This is a genomic window from Enterococcus hermanniensis (genome assembly GCF_001885945.1).
In the GTDB taxonomy this organism is placed as follows: domain Bacteria; phylum Bacillota; class Bacilli; order Lactobacillales; family Enterococcaceae; genus Enterococcus_A; species Enterococcus_A hermanniensis.
The window spans coordinates 129,868-147,282 of the sequence record NZ_JXKQ01000004.1 but is presented as its reverse complement, the minus strand read 5'-3'; the positions used below and the strand labels follow the sequence as shown (position 1 = coordinate 147,282).

18 protein-coding genes, 1 tRNA gene and 1 riboswitch are annotated in these 17,415 nt (G+C 36.9%); of the genes, 8 read left to right on the top strand and 11 right to left on the bottom strand.

What is annotated here, in order from left to right; all coding sequences use genetic code 11:
* Positions 1-177: 177 nt before the first annotated feature.
* The 4 genes from RV04_RS06120 to RV04_RS06105 form a co-directional block, all read right to left on the bottom strand.
* Positions 178-525, bottom strand: coding sequence for a DUF1831 domain-containing protein (locus tag RV04_RS06120; RefSeq protein ID WP_071857586.1), 348 nt, complete (start codon positions 523-525; stop codon positions 178-180).
* Positions 526-588: 63 nt separating this feature from the next.
* Positions 589-1,734, bottom strand: a complete 1,146-nt coding sequence (locus tag RV04_RS06115) for a cysteine desulfurase family protein (RefSeq protein WP_071857585.1) — start codon at positions 1,732-1,734, stop codon at positions 589-591.
* Between the two features lie 142 nt (positions 1,735-1,876).
* A complete protein-coding gene (locus RV04_RS06110) occupies positions 1,877-2,848 on the bottom strand; it encodes a ribose-phosphate diphosphokinase (RefSeq protein WP_071857584.1) in 972 nt (323 codons plus the stop codon).
* Between the two features lie 108 nt (positions 2,849-2,956).
* Entirely contained in the window at positions 2,957-3,517 is a 561-nt protein-coding gene (locus RV04_RS06105; protein ID WP_071857583.1) for a hypothetical protein, read from the bottom strand.
* Positions 3,518-3,704: 187 nt separating this feature from the next.
* Here RV04_RS06105 and RV04_RS06100 point away from each other — a divergent pair, with 187 nt between their 5' ends.
* Positions 3,705-5,612, top strand: a complete 1,908-nt coding sequence (locus RV04_RS06100) for a M13 family metallopeptidase (RefSeq protein ID WP_071857582.1) — start codon at positions 3,705-3,707, stop codon at positions 5,610-5,612.
* 39 nt (positions 5,613-5,651) lie between these two features.
* Here the strand turns inward: RV04_RS06100 and aroD are convergent, their stop codons facing one another.
* Both aroD and RV04_RS06090 read right to left on the bottom strand, forming a co-directional pair.
* On the bottom strand, positions 5,652-6,398 hold the full coding sequence (gene aroD / locus RV04_RS06095; RefSeq protein WP_071857581.1) for a type I 3-dehydroquinate dehydratase: 747 nt from the start codon (positions 6,396-6,398) through the stop codon (positions 5,652-5,654).
* A gap of 225 nt (positions 6,399-6,623) precedes the next feature.
* The gene (locus RV04_RS06090; protein ID WP_071857580.1) at positions 6,624-7,388 is read right to left on the bottom strand and encodes a formate/nitrite transporter family protein; all 765 of its coding nucleotides are present in this window, start codon (positions 7,386-7,388) and stop codon (positions 6,624-6,626) included.
* Between the two features lie 172 nt (positions 7,389-7,560).
* Positions 7,561-7,662: riboswitch (THF riboswitch) on the top strand.
* Positions 7,663-7,688: 26 nt separating this feature from the next.
* On the opposite strand from RV04_RS06090, the gene RV04_RS06085 reads away from it, so the two are divergent.
* Positions 7,689-8,237, top strand: a complete 549-nt coding sequence (locus tag RV04_RS06085) for a folate family ECF transporter S component (protein WP_071857579.1) — start codon at positions 7,689-7,691, stop codon at positions 8,235-8,237.
* Positions 8,238-8,412: 175 nt separating this feature from the next.
* Positions 8,413-9,312, top strand: coding sequence for a WaaS/CpsH family glycosyltransferase (locus RV04_RS06080; RefSeq protein ID WP_071857578.1), 900 nt, complete (start codon positions 8,413-8,415; stop codon positions 9,310-9,312).
* Positions 9,313-9,361: 49 nt separating this feature from the next.
* Here the strand turns inward: RV04_RS06080 and efp are convergent, their stop codons facing one another.
* From efp to RV04_RS06060, 4 genes are all read right to left on the bottom strand, one after another.
* A complete protein-coding gene (efp, locus tag RV04_RS06075; RefSeq protein ID WP_071857577.1) occupies positions 9,362-9,925 on the bottom strand; it encodes an elongation factor P in 564 nt (187 codons plus the stop codon).
* A gap of 96 nt (positions 9,926-10,021) precedes the next feature.
* Positions 10,022-10,654, bottom strand: a complete 633-nt coding sequence (locus RV04_RS06070; protein WP_071857576.1) for a YczE/YyaS/YitT family protein — start codon at positions 10,652-10,654, stop codon at positions 10,022-10,024.
* Between the two features lie 83 nt (positions 10,655-10,737).
* Complete coding sequence (locus RV04_RS06065) at positions 10,738-11,235, bottom strand: HD domain-containing protein (protein WP_071857575.1); 498 nt, start codon at positions 11,233-11,235, stop codon at positions 10,738-10,740.
* A gap of 128 nt (positions 11,236-11,363) precedes the next feature.
* Complete coding sequence (locus tag RV04_RS06060; protein WP_071857574.1) at positions 11,364-12,128, bottom strand: TrmH family RNA methyltransferase; 765 nt, start codon at positions 12,126-12,128, stop codon at positions 11,364-11,366.
* Between the two features lie 149 nt (positions 12,129-12,277).
* On the opposite strand from RV04_RS06060, the gene RV04_RS06055 reads away from it, so the two are divergent.
* Positions 12,278-12,550, top strand: a complete 273-nt coding sequence (locus RV04_RS06055) for an acylphosphatase (RefSeq protein WP_071857573.1) — start codon at positions 12,278-12,280, stop codon at positions 12,548-12,550.
* 105 nt (positions 12,551-12,655) lie between these two features.
* Positions 12,656-13,591 carry a membrane protein insertase YidC gene (gene yidC, locus RV04_RS06050; protein ID WP_071857572.1) on the top strand — a complete coding sequence of 312 codons (936 nt, stop codon included), beginning with the start codon at positions 12,656-12,658 and terminating at the stop codon, positions 13,589-13,591.
* Positions 13,592-13,678: 87 nt separating this feature from the next.
* On the opposite strand, the gene RV04_RS06045 is transcribed toward yidC, so the two are convergent.
* Positions 13,679-13,750, bottom strand: a tRNA-Glu gene (locus tag RV04_RS06045).
* Between the two features lie 232 nt (positions 13,751-13,982).
* On the opposite strand from RV04_RS06045, the gene RV04_RS06040 reads away from it, so the two are divergent.
* From RV04_RS06040 to RV04_RS06030, 3 genes are read left to right on the top strand one after another with little or no spacing between them, the layout of a single operon-like run.
* Complete coding sequence (locus RV04_RS06040; RefSeq protein WP_071857571.1) at positions 13,983-14,612, top strand: helix-turn-helix transcriptional regulator; 630 nt, start codon at positions 13,983-13,985, stop codon at positions 14,610-14,612.
* An 11-nt stretch (positions 14,613-14,623) separates the two neighbouring features.
* The gene (locus RV04_RS06035; protein ID WP_071857570.1) at positions 14,624-15,442 is read left to right on the top strand and encodes a pyruvate, water dikinase regulatory protein; all 819 of its coding nucleotides are present in this window, start codon (positions 14,624-14,626) and stop codon (positions 15,440-15,442) included.
* A 9-nt stretch (positions 15,443-15,451) separates the two neighbouring features.
* Positions 15,452-17,386: a fructose-1,6-bisphosphatase gene (locus RV04_RS06030; RefSeq protein WP_071857569.1), complete on the top strand. Its 1,935-nt coding sequence runs from the start codon at positions 15,452-15,454 to the stop codon at positions 17,384-17,386.
* Positions 17,387-17,415 lie beyond the last annotated feature (29 nt).

Below are 17,415 nucleotides of genomic sequence, written 5' to 3'. Positions count from 1 at the left end.
ACAATCTCTGACACATGGAATTGTAAAGGGTTAAAAATATAAAAAAAAAGAACGTTAATTGGTAAAAATAAAATCAAATGCTTTGTCTTGCTTTATAAGTCTAGTGCCCATTTATTTTTGTAAAGTTAAAACGGGCCTTATCGATGAAAACGACCTATCGATAAAACCCGTGTTTACTTAAATTTCTTCTTTAATGAATAATCCGCGATCAATCATACCATCCATTAAATAGTAGAATTTTTCTTGGACCATTTCTTGCTGGCTATCTTTAAAAATATCGACTGTTTTCAAGCCATTTGCCGTTGTAACAGACATTTTAAATGTACCTAGATCTTTTGCAACAGTAATTTTTAATTTAAAGCCTTCTTTACTTTGGGGTGTTGCTTGTAACGGACGAGCCAATTGGAAATTTCCTGAACTGGTCTCAGTAAAACCATTATCGCGTAATGTATATCTTTTAGCTGTTGGTGCTAATACATAATTGTACTTTGCTCCTTTGATTGTTGCTTGCTTCGTAAATGCCATCTACTCACCTCATCAATTATTCTTTCATTCTTAATTATAGAGGGTACGATCGGGCATTTCAATCTACTTTGTTAGTTCTTTCAAACTCATGATCAGTTGTTCAATAAAATAGTCGACTTGTTCGATAGTATTTCCATACCCAAAACTTACGCGAACAGACTCTTTAACTTCATTGGAGTTTTCACCATATACGGCTTCTAATACATGGGATGGATCGATTGTTCCAGCTGTACAAGCTGATCCGGTAGAAACCGCTATGCCGCGCAAATCCAATTTCATCAGTAATAAGTCATTGATGATCCCAGTAAAACGTAAATTCAAAACATGTGGTAATTTATTCGTTAAATCACCATTTACATGATAGTCAATTGCTTCAGCATCTAACGCTGATAAAATATTCGTAGTAAATTGATTATAGAGCTGATTTCGCTTCTCGCGTTCTTCTTCGGTCAATAACTCAACTGCTTTAGCTAATCCACAAATGCCTGCTAAGTTTTCAGTGCCAGCACGACGTTTTTCTTCTTGCTCTCCACCACGTAATAATGGATCAATATGGGCTTCGTCACTCTTAAATAAAAAGCCCACACCTTTTGGTCCATTGATTTTATGCGCAGAAATGCTTAAAAGATCGACTCCCAACTCATGGGGACGAATAAATTGATTGCCATATGCTTGAACGGCATCTGTATGGAAATACGCTGGATGATTTTTTAAGCATTCACCGATTTCTTTGATTGGCATCAAATTACCAATTTCATTGTTGCCATACATAATTGACACTAAGATCGTATCTGGACGTAAACTCGCCTCAAAATCAGCCATTGAAAGATTTCCTTTATCATCAACAGGCAAATACGTTACTTCAAACCCTTGCGTTTCTAGATACTTCATCGTATTAAGCACCGCAGGATGTTCGATTTGTGTTGTAATCAAATGGCGGCCTTCATTTTTTCGTGCCAAAGCTGTTCCTATAATAGCAGTGTTGTCGCCTTCGGTTCCTCCACTGTTGAAAATAATTTCATGATATTTCACGCCTAGACTTTTCCCAATAACTTCGCGTGCCATTTCTAACTTTCCAGCTGCTTGTCGACCAAAAGAATGAACACTTGATGGATTACCAAACGTTTCATTCATCACGTCGGTCATCGCTGTAATTACTTCTGGATGCATCGGCGTCGTCGCTGCATGATCTAAATAAATATTTTCCACAAATTCTCGAACCTTTCTGTACGCTGTTCTCTCAAAATTTTCTGCTTTTTTCATCAATAAAGCTAAATAGTAGAGTTTAGCAAGAATATTTTTTTGCTAATGACTATTTTTTTAGTAGCAAAAAGGGCATTACTGCCCTTTTTTATTTATAATCTTTTCGTTCCATCGTAAATAATGGACTAACTGATTTTTCAGAATGGATCCGTTTGACTGCTTCTCCCATTAATTCTGCACAACTGATAATCGATAGATTTTCAGGATGACGTTCAGGAGCTGTAGATACCGAATCCGTGATACAGATATCTTTAATGTCTGCTGCATCTAGATTAGCTTTTGCTGGCGGTGACAATAACCCATGTGAAGCACAAGCAACGATTTCTTTTGCGCCTGCTTTCTTCAATATCTTCGCTGCATTTGAGAACACTTCACCAGTGTTTAAGATATCATCAACCATGATACAGCATCGACCTTCAACATCACCGATAACATATCCTGATTCAGGATCCGTTTCATCTGCAACATCAACGATTGCGATTGCGGCATCTAGATATTCCGCCAAGCTACGTGCTCGTTGGACCCCACTATTTTTAGGTGAAACAACGACATAGTCATCTCCGACCATTCCGCGGCGACGATAATAGTGTGCGAACAATGGCATTGTAAATAAATTATCTACTGGGATATCAAAGAATCCTTGAACTTGGACTGTGTGTAGATCAAGTGTCAATACTCGTGTTGCGCCTGCATTTGAAAGTAGATTAGCAATCAATTTAGCAGTAATCGGTTCATGTGGTTTAGCCGTACGATCTTGTCGTGCATATGCATAATAGGGTAAGATCACATTGATTGATTTTGCGCTTGCGCGCTTCAATGCATCGATCATGATCATCAACTCTAAATAAGCATCATTCACTGGCTCATTGGTTGATTGAACTAAATAAATATCAGATCCTCGCACCGTTTCTTCTAAATTAATTGAAATTTCTCCATCACTAAATTGTTTGACTGTACTTTTTCCTAACGGTACGCCGCAAACTTCGGCGATTTTTTCAGCTAATGGCCGATTGCCATTTAGACTAAAAATTTTAAACTTTGCATTACTTTCTTCAGACATGGTGACCCTCCATCTTTTGGTAACATCATTTTAACATATTTTTTGCAATTTATTATGAATTTTACTTTTCATTAATAAAGATGCGAAAAAGTCTAATTAGAGCTTTATTTAGTAAGCTGTTTCATTTTGAGAAACTAAAGAAATCGTACCATTCCCCCATTTAGCCGGTATGACTGCCGCACTATTTCCCCAATTATCATGCACTTTATAAAATCTTTCACCGGCCGAGGTCTCCATAAAACCATGCACGACGACCCAGTGATTTTTATAGGTACTACCTCGCAGATACATCAATCCGATCATAACCGGTTCACCTTTCAAAATTCGTTTGGTTACGCGTTGCCAGCTACCAAGTGACGTTTGTCTTGCACGGTAAGGAATTTTATAGTAGCGAAAAAAACGGTTCAAACCGATAGCGATTTGTAGTGAAACAGTCGGCAAGTCGATCGGTTGGAGCCAAGGCTGAAGTTGCTCCACTATTTTTTCTGATCTTGGATCATTTTTAACTCGACTATTTGGGGCCAAACAACGTCCATCTAGTTGGTCATACCAATATGCTAACAGTACACTGCTAGCATACGTTCCACATAAAAATCCTTTCGGCGTTTTCCAGTTACGATAATTCTCAAACGATTCTAGTTCTATCCATTGATCAAGCAAATACGGCATTTCTTTCTCCTTCCATCATTTTATATCTGTTATACATAGTTTAGATTTAGTTCATTCTCTATGCATTAGGATACATTGTCAATTCTAATGGAAATAAATTGACTAAAAGTGTCTTTTCTAGGAGTCGTTGAATAAATGATTTATGATATTATAGAAAGAATAAGAATGCGTAAGGAGTTGTCACTTTATGAACAAAAAACTAATCAAAGAAGATTTATATGAAGCCGTCAACGGTGAGTGGACCGAACAAGCCGAAATCCCCGCCGATAAACCGGCAACTGGAGGGTTCCAAGATTTAGTCGACGAGATCGATGATTTATTGATCACAGAGACTAAAAAAATGAGTGCCGACCCGGCTACGATTCCCAATGATCTCATGCGTGAATATATTGCTTATTTCAACTTGGCTAATGATTACGAAAAACGTGATCAAGACGGTGCAACACCGCTTCTTCCCTTATTAGAAAAAGTAGCCTCTTTATCCAATCTGACAGAGTTGAATGATCAATTAGCTGACTGGCTTCTTGCTGGCTTACCATTGCCGTTTGGGATCGATGTCGATGCAGATATGAAAAATACAAAAATCAATGCGCTATTTGCAGCAGCACCTGGACTGATTTTACCGGATAAAACTTATTATCAAAAAGATCATCCTCAAGCTCCACAATTGTTAGCGATTTTCAAAGAAATGACGGTAAAACTTTTCACTTTAGCCGGCTATGATGCAGATAAAGCCGCAAAAATCGCCACTGAAGCCTTAGAATATGATCAGCTTTTAGCTCCTTATGTAAAAAGTGCAGAAGAAAATGCCGATTATAGTAAAATGTATAACCCTGAAAGTGGTGAAGCATTTACTAAACATAGTACTCAACTTAACTTGAGACAGTTACTCATCGATGTCATTGGTGAATTACCTGAAAAAATCATTGTTACTGAACCAAAATTCTTTGCTGCTCTTGATGAGTTAGTCAATCCTACTGTATTTCCAAAACTAAAAAGTTGGATGCTAGTTATGACGATCAATGCACTGACGGGTTATCTTAGTGAGGAATTCCGTCAAACCGGTGGAATCTACAGCCGGGCGCTCTCTGGAGCACCAGAAGCACGACCTCAAGAAAAAGCGGCTTACTACTTAGCAGCTGGACGTTTTGATCAAATTGTCGGTGATTACTATGGGAAAAAATATTTTGGCGAACAGGCTAAAAAAGACGTTGAACAGATGGTTCAGCAAATGATCACAGTCTATCAAGATCGGTTGAGCAACAATAACTGGCTAAGCCAAGCAACGCGTGAAAAAGCAATTTTAAAATTGAGTACCTTGGGAGTCCATGTCGGCTATCCAGAAAAAATTCCCACAATTTATACACAGTTCAACGTAACAACTGCTGAAGCTGGCGGAACACTGCTTAGCAATGCTTTAGAATTCAGCCATTTGAAACGCAAAGATAACTTTTCAAAATGGAATCAACCTGTTGAGCGGGATGAATGGGAAATGAGCGCCGATACCGTAAATGCTTATTATCACCCATTCAGAAACATCATTGTTTTCCCAGCTGCTATTTTACAAGCACCTTTTTATAGTTTGGAACAATCAAGCAGTCAAAACTTCGGCGGGATCGGTGCAGTGATCGCACATGAAATTTCTCATGCTTTTGATAATAATGGTGCCCTTTTTGATGAATACGGTAATCTAAATAATTGGTGGACAGAAGCTGACCAAAACCAATTTCAAACTCTGGCGGATCAAATGATTGCTGAATTCAATGGTTTAGAAATTGCTGGCGGAAAAGTGAATGGTAAATTGACGGTCTCAGAAAATATCGCCGATGCCGGCGGTTTAAGCTGTGCTTTAGAAGCCGCAAAAAAAGATCCTGCAGTTGATTTAGAAGGTTTCTTTATCAATTGGGCAACGATTTGGCGGATGAAAGCTCGACAAGAATATACACAATTATTACTATCCGTTGATGTCCATGCTCCAAATAAATTACGCGCAAACGTCCAAGTTCAAAATTTAGCAGATTTCCATCAAACTTTTGACATAAAACCAGGAGATCCAATGTTTTTAGCCCCAGAAAAACGCGTTCAAATTTGGTAATAAAAAAACGTTCAATGAGTAGAACTCATTGAACGTTTTTTATAAACTTGTTAATATATTTTTTAACTTATTTACTGAAACTTGCCCAGGGGCTGAAACCTGTTTGGCTGCGCCAAAAGTCGCCGAAGAACCAAAAGTCGCACCGGAAACACGGCTTACAACACCTAGCTTCCCCATAGCCATCGTGATCAGTGGTCGATCTGCATAATTATGATACATTTCTTGCGTTGCATCAAGAAGCACGATGACATCATGTGTATTTTGAGGCATAACCGCAATTTTACAAATATCAGCTTCTTTTTCTTGCATCGTTCTTAAACGTTGAATTATTTCTTCTTTGGTAGGTGTCTTATCAAAATCATGGTTACACATGATGACCTTGATTCCTTTTTCATGTGCTTTTGAGACGGCTTTTTTTACCGCTTCTGTTGGCATAAACAATTCAATATCCAACAAATCTAAATCTCCTCGTTCCATCAATGCATGATACAACTCAAAATACTTTTCATCCTGTAAAGGACAAACGCCCCCTTCTTTTACCGTTCTAAAGGTGATGAGTAATGGCTTATTGATAGCTTGCTTTACTTTTTTTGAAAAAGTAGCTGTCTCTTCAAAATCTAATACTTTTTCATAATGATCAATTCGCCATTCCACAACATCGCAATCACTTTGTGCAACAATTTCAATTTCTTGTAAGATTTCGACTTTAGTTTTCCCTACTAATGGAACAATGATCTTCGGGATCCCTTCCCCAAAAACTACATTATCAATCGATACTTTCTTCAACGTCCACTCAATCCTCTTCATTTTTTGATCTACTTGATGCTTTTCTTAGTTAACACGTATACAATATAAATAATTTTTATTGTATCATAATCTGGATCAGGGAATGGGTTCCTCTTAATTGCTACATATTCTTTTGTCTTTTATAGAGATAAGCTTAATTTTGACAAAAAACTAGTCTATCCTATAACAGGATAGACTAGTTTTTCTCTTAGAATAGTTATTTATTTAATGCCCTTTTTGATAAGACATGAAATATGGAAAGGCTACAAAACCTACTCCACCGACAATATTGCCTAAGTAAACAGGAATAATATTGGCAAAAAATGCACCGATCCCAAGATGGCCTTCAATCATTGCATCCGATAAGACGAACATATTCGCCACGCTATGCTGAAATCCTAATAAAACAAATATCATGATTGGAAACCAAATGCCTGCAATTTTACCCATGGAATCTTTACAGCCGTAACTTAACCATACGCCTAGTCCCACAAACCAATTACAGCCAATTCCAGAAACAAAAGCTTGCAACGGAGTAGCAGCAACTTTGGCATCACTAACCGTTAATAGTTCGTGTAGGAAAGCGCCTTTTGAGGTTAATCCAACAATATGTCCAAAGAAAAATGCAACAAATAATGCACCGACTAAATTAGCCAGTGTAATCACTAGCCAATTTTCTAAAACCTCGGTTAAACTAATTTTTTTATTTAACCAAGCTAAAGAAACCGCCACCATATTCCCTGTAACTAATTCTCCACCAGCTAACAAAATGACGATCAAACCAATCGGAAAAACAGAAGCTCCTAAAAGTGTCCCCAAAAAACTTAATTTTTCTGGTGTGGTGGCCACAATTTTCATATAAGCGACGTAACCCAGTGAAATCATTGCACCGCCAATAAATCCTAATAATAGCTTAGCAACTAGATTTTTTTTAACTTTTTCAATTCCTTTTTGCTCACAAATAACTGCTGTTTCACTTGGCGTATACATCAAACTCCCACTTTCTTAAATCGTTTTCTTTTTGTGGCTTTATCTTACTATTTTTTTCACAAACAAGAAAGAACTTTTTAAAAGAAACGGTTGTTTTTCTTCAGCAAAATCAAAAGATTGTTTACTATTTGATTCTGTGCTACTATTTTTGCGGGGCTTGTCCCTAAATAAAATCAGAGTAGGAAATAAAGCGTTAAGTGCTAGAGGGATGGGATGTTGCCCTTTGGACGAAAGACTTGGTTTGGTCTACGGTTTTATTTTCGCATTCGCTGCATGAAGATGTAGCAGCTCTATAAGGAGATGCTAGAAATGAAGAATCAAAAGAAACATCTCGATGCTAGAAGCATCACAACAATGGCATTATTAATTGCTATGATGGTCACACTGTCTCGGTTATTAGGAATTGAGACACAATTTTTAAAAATCAGTTTTACATTCATCCCAGAAATTATCATGGGAATGCTGTTCGGTTCTTTATGGACAGGAATTGGTTCTGTAATTGCTGATTTTATTGGTATGGCACTTTTTTCAAAAGCAGCATTTTTTATCGGTTTTACTATCAATGCTTTTCTTGAAGGAGCTATCTATGGTTATTTCTTCTATAAGAAGGAAATAACTTGGAAAAATTCGATTCAATCTGTTTTAACAACTACGATTTTGATCAATTTGATTTTGACGCCACTTTGGTTGGCCATGATGTATCATGTTCCTTTAAATAGCTGGTTGATTTGGGCACCACGTTTGATTAAAACCGTTATTTGGATACCGATTCAAACTATCATCACGTATTTCTTAGGTGGTGTACTACCTTACAAGCAATGGATCGCACGTTTTAACCGTGCTCATTAAAAGAATAAATCAAACCTTTAAGCTGATTATTATCAGCTATTGAATAAAAAATCCCATTAGAAGTTAGCACTAGTGCTAACTTCTTTTTTGTACGTTTTTTCTCAAGCTAATTGATCGCCAATCACTAAAGAAAACGCTATGATAAGGCAAATCTATTTAGAAAGCTGGGAGGAATATGAATAATTCTGAAGTGTTGTTAGTTGCTAAAGATTCAGCGCTCTACTTTTTCCCTGCCTTGAAAAATATCAGTGTTTATTCAGGGAAAGATTTGCTTACTGCTAAAAAAGACTTTTTAGCAGTTTATCTAAAACATTTTCATTTGATTATTTTTTTAGATTATGGTTTCGAAGTCGAGATGGCCGCTAAGATACGGCCTTTTACGAAAGCAAAAATCATTTTATTTTTTTGGAACCATTTCAAACTAGAACATTACCGAAAATTAAATGCCGCTCAAAATGAACCAGCTATCGATAGTATCTATCATTTTGATCCACTGGAAGCCCGTGATTTAGGTTTATTGCATAATAGTTCCTTTTACACCAAAGCAATTGCTGCACCTGCGCAACATCCTGATTATGATATTTTTTTTGGTGCCAATGATAATGGGCGGAAGCAACAAGCGCTAGCCTTAAAAAAGCAATTTGAAAAATTGGGCCTTAAATCCCTTTATCATATCCTTTCCGGCCATGGAAACGAACACGCAGATTATTTACCTTACAGCGAATACCTAACATTAGTCAATCATAGCAAAGCTATCTTAGAGATTTTAAGAGCTGGCCAATACGGCGTAACATTGCGCACCTTTGAATCGATTTTTCTCCAAAAAAAATTGATTACAGCAAATGAAATGTTGCCTTACTATCGGCTCTATGATGCTAGAAATATATTTATGCTCGAAACTGATTTAAGTAAATTGACTGCTTTTTTGAATATACCTTATCAACCGATTGATCAAACGATTCTAGCCTTTTTTGAAGCAGAAAATTGGGCGAAACGTTTTATGGATCATAACACACAAATTTTTGCTGAATTTGAATATTATCCAGAATTGATGGCTCATCAAAGTGCACTATAAATCAAAAAGCAGCCAAAACTTTTAAAAAGTTTTGGCTGCTTTTTTCTAACTATTTATTAGCACGTTTTTGGTACGTACCTTCTTGAGTATTGATTTCTAGCATTTCGCCAGCTTCAATAAAGTCAGGAACATTTACGACTAAACCTGTTTCCATTGTCGCTGGTTTACCTGAACCAGTAACAGTTGCACCCTTGATTGATGGTTGTGTTTCAACTACTTTCAAGATAACTGAAGTTGGTAAAGTCACACCAATAACTTCGTCACCAAAGAATTGAATTTTAACTTCCATGTTTTCAAGAATATATTTCATTTCTTCTTCGACTGTAGTAACTGGGATTTCATATTGTTCATATGTTTCTAAATCCATGAAAATCGCCATATCATCTTGGCTGTACAAATATTGTACCGCTTTTGTTTCGATCATGGCTTTTTCAAATTTTTCTTCTGGACGGAACGTTGTATCATACGTAGAACCTGAGCGGACATCGCGTAATTTCATACGCATAACAGTATTTCCTTTACCTGGTTTGTGGTGGCTAGCATCTAATACTTTGATTAATTTTCCGTCTTGTACGAAAGTCATTCCTGCTCGTAAATCACTTGCTGAAATCATTAATAAACACTCCTCATTTGTATATCATTTTCTATGAAATGAACCTTATTCATTGTAGCAAATAACGTTTATACTTACTAGGGAAAATTATTGAAGCTATTTTGCTTCTTGGATCCGGAAAAATTTTAATTTTGGCAATTGGTTCAATGTTACTTCTAATGAAGGGCCCATCAATAGCAAAACAATCACTGTTCCCCAACCAATATGTCCTCCCAATAAAAAACCAGTCAAAAAAATCAACGCGTCTAATAAAATTCTAGCCGTTTTGACTGAGCTTTTGATCAGACGTTTAAGTAAGATCATCAATGACTCATACGCTGCAGAACCCGCATCTGCTAATAAATAGATTCCGGTTCCGATTCCAAAAATAATTGATCCTGCAATGATTGATAGATAGGCCGTTCCGTCTGGAATCGTATGTAAAATCCCCAACCAGTCTAAAATATTTAAACAAAAACCTAAACCGAAACTATTGATAATACTACCTATCCCGATCATTGTTCGATCATAAAAGAAAATAATAATCAAAATGATGCCATTGAATAGCATACTGACCGTCCCGAATTGAACAGATACATGTTGTAAAATCCCTAAGACTAATGTGCTGATTGCATCCGCCCCTAAGCCGCTGACAACGATCAAACGAACACCAATCGCAGCAATAAAGGTTCCAAAAATCGTGAATAGTATTTGCTTTGTTATATTTTGTTTGATAAACTTCCGCCTCACTTTCCTCTCAAATGCTATTTTAACGCATAAATTAGGCATCAAACAAGTTTTTGTTTGATGCCTAGTCGTTTTTTATTTAAAGGTTAGTTCCATTCTTTTTTTAAGCGTAATTTATAACGATTGATTTTTTCTAACCAAGGTTCCGCAGCTTCTTTGACTGCGCAATATTTATCGACCATCGTTACGATATAGCTTTCTTTGTATTTAGGAGGAGTGATCGTTGCCCCCCACATATGTTTGACAATGATGTCTCGTTCAAGATCAGACAATTCAGTGATCTTTTCCGCATTTTTAACTGCAATCCGTGGATGCATATATGCATGTGAACCTTCATCAAATTTTGTAGTCCGCCAATCATAGTAGAATAGGTCATGCAACAAACCTGCACGAGCTGTTGCTTTCGCATCTCCGTGAAATTGCTTTGCTAATTTGTAACTATTATATGAAACACTAATAGAGTGTTCTAAACGAGTCGAATTCATATGTTGAGTATAATTTGCTAATTTTTGTACTTCTTCAGTGGCTAGTAAATCTTCAATATAGGAAACGTATTCCTCGTCTTCACGCCAGTTTTCCGCCATAGATTAAATGCCCCTTTTCTTGTTTCTGACGATAATTATAGCACGATTAGAAAAAGTTGGATAGGCTTCCATCTAAGGAAGAGGCAAGTTTAACAGTTCCTTAATAACAGTTACAAAATTGTAAAGACTTATTTTATCAACTGGAACATCACAATCCCAGCAGCAATCGCTACATTTAAGGATTCAGCTTTTCCTTTGATTGGAATATAGAGATTCTGATCTGTCATTGCTAAAATTTCAGCTGTCATCCCTTGGCCTTCATTGCCCATGACTAATGCAAAGTTTTCTAAACGATCGATATTTGCATAATCCTTAGCCTTCACATCCAAGGCCGTTCCAAAAACAGGCGATCCGCTTTGTTTCAAGCGCGGAATAAATTGATTTAACTCTTCGCTGATTACTTTTAAATGGAACAAACTACCTTGCGTACTGCGTAAAGTCTTCGGATTGTATAAATCGGCACTTCCTTGCCCTAAAACTACGCCCGTAAAACCAGCTGCATCTGCCGTTCGAATCATGGTCCCAACATTTCCTGGGTCTTGGACATTGTCTAATAAAAGCCACGCTCCAGAAAGTTCAATCTCATTTTCGGGTTCTATAATTTCGGCAATGGCGACGATTCCTTGCGGTGTTGGTTGACTAGCCAAAGTTTTTAATACTTCATCGGATACCAGATAATAATCCGTTAGATTTTTCTCAATCCATTCCGACCATTCCGTCAAACCTCGTTGGTTGATAAAGATTTCTTTTAACGAAACATTTGCCGCTACGGCCTCTTGGACCAAATGAAAGCCTTCCAATAAATAGCTTTTTGTTTGTTGACGATATTTTTTTTGTTGCAATTTTTTCGTTTCTTTAATTAGTGCATTTTTACTTGATTGAATTTCTTTCAAGTATTTCACCCCACTGATAGTTGATTATTCTTTTAAAATATTCTGTACTTTGTTGCTATGCATGCCATTATAGCACGCGAATTCTTGTAACAACTAGTAAAAGTCGCTATCATAGAAGATAAGAAAATAAAATAAGGAGGTTTTTTCTAATGAAACTACATTTGAATGTTTCAGGTCGTGTGCAAGGCGTCGGCTTTCGTTATACTACGCAACAAATCGCGAGCGAAATCGGAATAACAGGAACAGTGAAAAATGAGAGTGATGGCACGGTAACGATTGAGGCAGTTGGCACAGACAAACAAATCAATCAGTTTTTAGACCAACTGAAACACCCTCAAAACCCTTTTGCCAAAGTGGAACATATTGAACAGCAAGAAGATGCTACAATCAAAGATTACGAGCGATTTAAAGTTGTCTATTAAAAAATTAACAAGGTTCCCTGATTTTTTCAAATTAGATTGAAAAGGCTTGTATTATCTAGTATAGTAATCCCTGTATAAATTTTTATTAAGTAGAGGAAGAATTTAATGACTAAATTTAAAAATTGGCTTTTAGGCTCCGGCTTACTCGGTATCCTTTTACTCCTTTCGGGTTGCGTTCGATCGGATAAAAATGGAAACCCAGATACGTCCGGTCTCGTGTATAAGACGTTGGTAGTTCCCTTAGAAAATTTCCTTAACTGGATGGTTCACAATTTCAATTGGTCATACGGATTGGCAATTATCGTATTGACAGTAATTGTTCGTTTGATCATCTTACCTTTAGGAATTCATCAATCAAAAAAATCATTGATCCAAACTGAAAAAATGCAGGCCATCAAACCACAAATTGATGCGGCTCAAGCAAAAGTGAAACAAGCTTCTACTCAAGAAGAACAAATGGCTGCTCAACGTGAAGTCCAAGCTGTCTATAAAGAAAACAATATGAGTATGATGGGCGGAATCGGTTGTTTACCTTTACTGATTCAAATGCCGATTTTTTCAGCATTGTACTATACAGCACGTTTTTCTGAAGGAATGCAACACTCTACTTTCTTAGGCATTGATTTATCAAAATCAAGTATGATTTTAGTGGTAGTTGTCGGAATCGCTTATTTATTACAAGGCTATATTTCATTGATCGGTGTTCCAGAAGAACAAAAGAAAACGATGCGTAGCATGATGATCGCATCTCCATTGATGATTATTTTCATGTCATTTACTTCTCCAGCCGGTGTCGCTTTGTATTGGGTAGTCGGTGGGGTCTTTAGTTGTTTACAAACATTTATCACAAATGTTTTGATGCGACCTCGGATCAAAGCTAAAGTGCAAGAAGATTTAAAGAAAAATCCACCAAAACAAGTTGTTACCCCAACAATCAAAAAAGCTGAACCTGTAAAAACAAAACCAGCAAATCTAAATCAACCAAAAAACAAAAAGAATACAAACGGCGGACGTAACGCTGGAAAACAACAACATAAATAATAACCAAACCACCATCGCTTAGCAGTGACGGTGGTTTTCTTTAGACAAAAAGAGACGACTCCTTGAGAGTCGTCTCTTTTTTTACGATAACCTGTACGGGATTTGAACCCGTGCCTCCGCGCTGAGAACGCGGCGTCTTGACCCCTTGACTAACAGGTTATTCCAACAAAAAATAGTATACTGCTAAATCCATTTTTTAGAAAGTATTTTCCCTTTTTGCTTAGTAGTTAATCATGTGCTTATTAATCTATTTACGTTGTTTATATCCTTTTAACGTGTATAATAGGTTGTGTATTCATCATTCGGATAGATTGATTCGAATGTAGTTGTAAAAATAATTATAGTAATATGAATAGTAACTACGATCATTCATTATTATTCAGGAGGACTTATGAATCTATCATCCAGACAAGAACAAATCATCGAAATCGTTAAACGCGATCAACCATTAAGTGGTGAAAAAATCGCCGAACATTTAGGAATCTCCCATGCTACTTTACGTACGGATCTTTCTTTCTTAACGATGGCAGGCATATTGGAAGCTAGTCCCAAAGTTGGCTATACCTATACTGGCACGGGAATCGAACAATTTTTATTCGATAAAATCTTCTCCGTAAAAGTAGAAGAAATCATGCTCTCTCCCCTTTTGACGCCACAGGATACTTCGATTCATGATGCGATCACAAATATGTTTATGTACGATGTCGGATCCATCTATGTTACTGATAATGATCAGCATTTGGTAGGTTTACTATCAAGAAAAGACTTATTACGTGCATCTCTAAACAGCAATCTGCAAAACACTCCCGTGGCTGTAGTCATGACACGGGCGCCACACCTTCGGACGTGTACCAAAGATTATACCGTTTTAGAAGCTGGTGCTGTTTTATTAGACTATCAAGTTGATTCTTTGCCCGTTGTTAGCGAAGAAGATCCTAAAAAAGTGATCGGAAAAATCACTAAATCCCGGATTTTTAATTATATTATGCAGCAAGCAAAACAAACTGAAACCAATCGATAGGAGTAAAAAGAATGAAAAAAAGTGTTCCTTTATACATGATCTCTGATTCAGTCGGTGAAACATCCCTAAAATTAGTAAATGCTGTAACCGCCCAATTTCCAACTGTAGAATTTGACTTGTCTTATCGTTTTCCTTTCACCAAAGATGAAAAAGAATTGCATAACATTCTCAGTGATGCCTTAAAGGATAGTGCCGTCGTGGTTACTACGTTGGTCAGTGAAAATTTGACTAAGATCGTTGAAGATTTTGGTGAACGAACTGGGTTACAGTATATCAATTTAATGAGTTCATTTATGGATATCATCTACCAAAAATCCGGAGTTGCACCGATGCGTAAAGCAGGTGTCGTTCACAAGTTGAATCAAGAATATTTTGATCGTGTCGCGGCGATTGAATTTGCTGTCAAATATGATGATGGTAAAGATGCAAAAGGCTTTTTAGAAGCGGACTTAGTCTTATTGGGCATTTCTCGGACTTCTAAAACACCATTAAGCATGTATTTAGCGAACCAACGTTTGAAAGTCGCTAATCTACCTTTGATCCCTGAAGTACCTTTACCTGAACAGATCAAAGCTGTGCCAAAAGAAAAAATCATCGGTTTAGTCATCGAACCAGACGTACAGAAAAAAATTCGGATGAGTCGTCTGCATTCATTAGGACTGGCTGAAAATTCTCGTTACTCTGATATCAATCGAATCAAAGAAGAAGTTGATTACGCTTTAAGTGTTTATGATGAATTGGGTGCCTTCACTTTGGATGTGACCAACAAATCGATTGAAGAATCTGCTACCTTGATTTGCGAACACCTAGATAGCCACTGGCAAGATTAGGAGGAGCTTATGTTATCGACCCGTGAAAAATATTACCAAATGTTGGAAAAAGAATTTAGTAACCAAGAGGCAATCATGACCGAATTGATCAACTTAGAAGCAATCATGCATCTGCCAAAAGGAACCGAACTTTACATCAGTGATATTCATGGGGAGTTCACGGCTTTTGATCATATCCTACGAACGGGAGCTGGAAATACTAAAGAAAAAATCGGCTTATTATTCGGGGATCGTTTAACCGAACATGAAAAAAATAAACTGACGATCCTCGTTGCTTATCCGAAAGAAGCTCTAAAGGATGAACATTTTTTTGCGCACAAAGATCGCTCATGGTTCCGCAAAAAAATTCGTCAATTACTTGAACTACTCGCTTTTTGTTCTACTAAGTATACGCGTTCTAAAGTCCGCAAAGCATTACCGAAGCAATACGCGTATATCATCGAAGAATTAATGTATACCGATACGAGTTTCCAAGATCAGGCAGCCTATTTTGATCAAATATTGTCTCATTTGTTAGATTTAAATCAAGGCGTCGCATTTATTACAGCTCTTTGTCAAAGTATCCAACGTTTAGTGGTGGATCATTTACATGTAGTTGGTGATATTTATGATCGTGGACCAGAAGCAGATAAAATTCTCGATAAATTAGCCAAACACCCTTCTTTAGATATCCAGTGGGGCAACCATGATATTTTATGGATTGGAGCATTTGCTGGCTCCCGAGCTTGCTTGCTGACATTACTTAGAATTGCGGCACGATACAATTATCTTTATGAAATCGAACAAGCGTATGCATTGAATCTACGGCCTTTATTTATGTATGCCGAAGAACACTATCAAAAAAATTCTGTCTTCAAACCTAAAGATAGTAGCAATCACTATTCAATTGAAAGTCGTGATAGTCTAGAAAAAGTGCACCAAGCCCTAGCCATCATCCAATTTAAGTTAGAAGGACAATTGATCAAACGACATCCTGAATTTGAGATGGATGATCGCTTATTACTAGAAAAAATCGATTTTGATGCGGAAACAATCCAACTAGCGAATAAAGAGTATCCGTTAGAAGGAAGTTGTTTTCAAACGATTCAAGCGGATGTTCATGCATTGAACGAGCAAGAAGAATATGTGGTAGATATGTTATTAGCCTCTTTTCAACAATCAGTCAAAATGCAAGAGCATATTCAATTACTGCTGGATAAAGGTTCAATGTATTTGGTTTATAATCAACACCTATTATTCCATGGCTGTCTACCATTGAAAAAAGCTGGCGGTTTTCTTCCTTTAAAAGTGGAAAATCAGTCTTATGCTGGAAAAGATTTATTGAATTTCTTCGAAGAAAAAATTCGTTTAGGATGCCAAAAACAGCAAACGGATAGTTCAGAAGCTGACTGGATCTGGTATTGTTGGTCTGGAAAAATTTCCCCACAATTTGGTAAAAGTGCCATGACCACTTTTGAACGCTACTTTATTGATGATCAAGAGACGCATAAAGAAATCAAAAACCCATATTACCAATACCGTGATACACAAGAGACTTGTAAAATGATTTTAAAAGAATTTGCTTTATATTCACCAAATTCGCGAATCATCAATGGGCATACGCCCGTAAAAGTAAAAAGCGGCGAATCTCCGATCAAAGGGGATGGAATGCTTTTTGTAATCGATGGTGGTTTGTCAAAAGCTTATCAAAAAACGACTGGTATCGCGGGCTATTCTTTGCTGAACAATTCATACGGTTTCCAATTAGTGACCCATGATCCTTTTGATTCGATTGAAAACCTGCTACATAAACAAACCGATGAGACCTCTTTGAAGCGGGTGATTGATCGTGAACTTACACGAAACATGATCAAAGATACGACTGTCGGTGAAACTCTACAAGAACAAATCGAAAATTTAACTGGTTTATTAGCCTATCAAACAAAAAAAACAGATTCCATCTAGGATTGATGGAATCTGTTTTTTTCGGTATA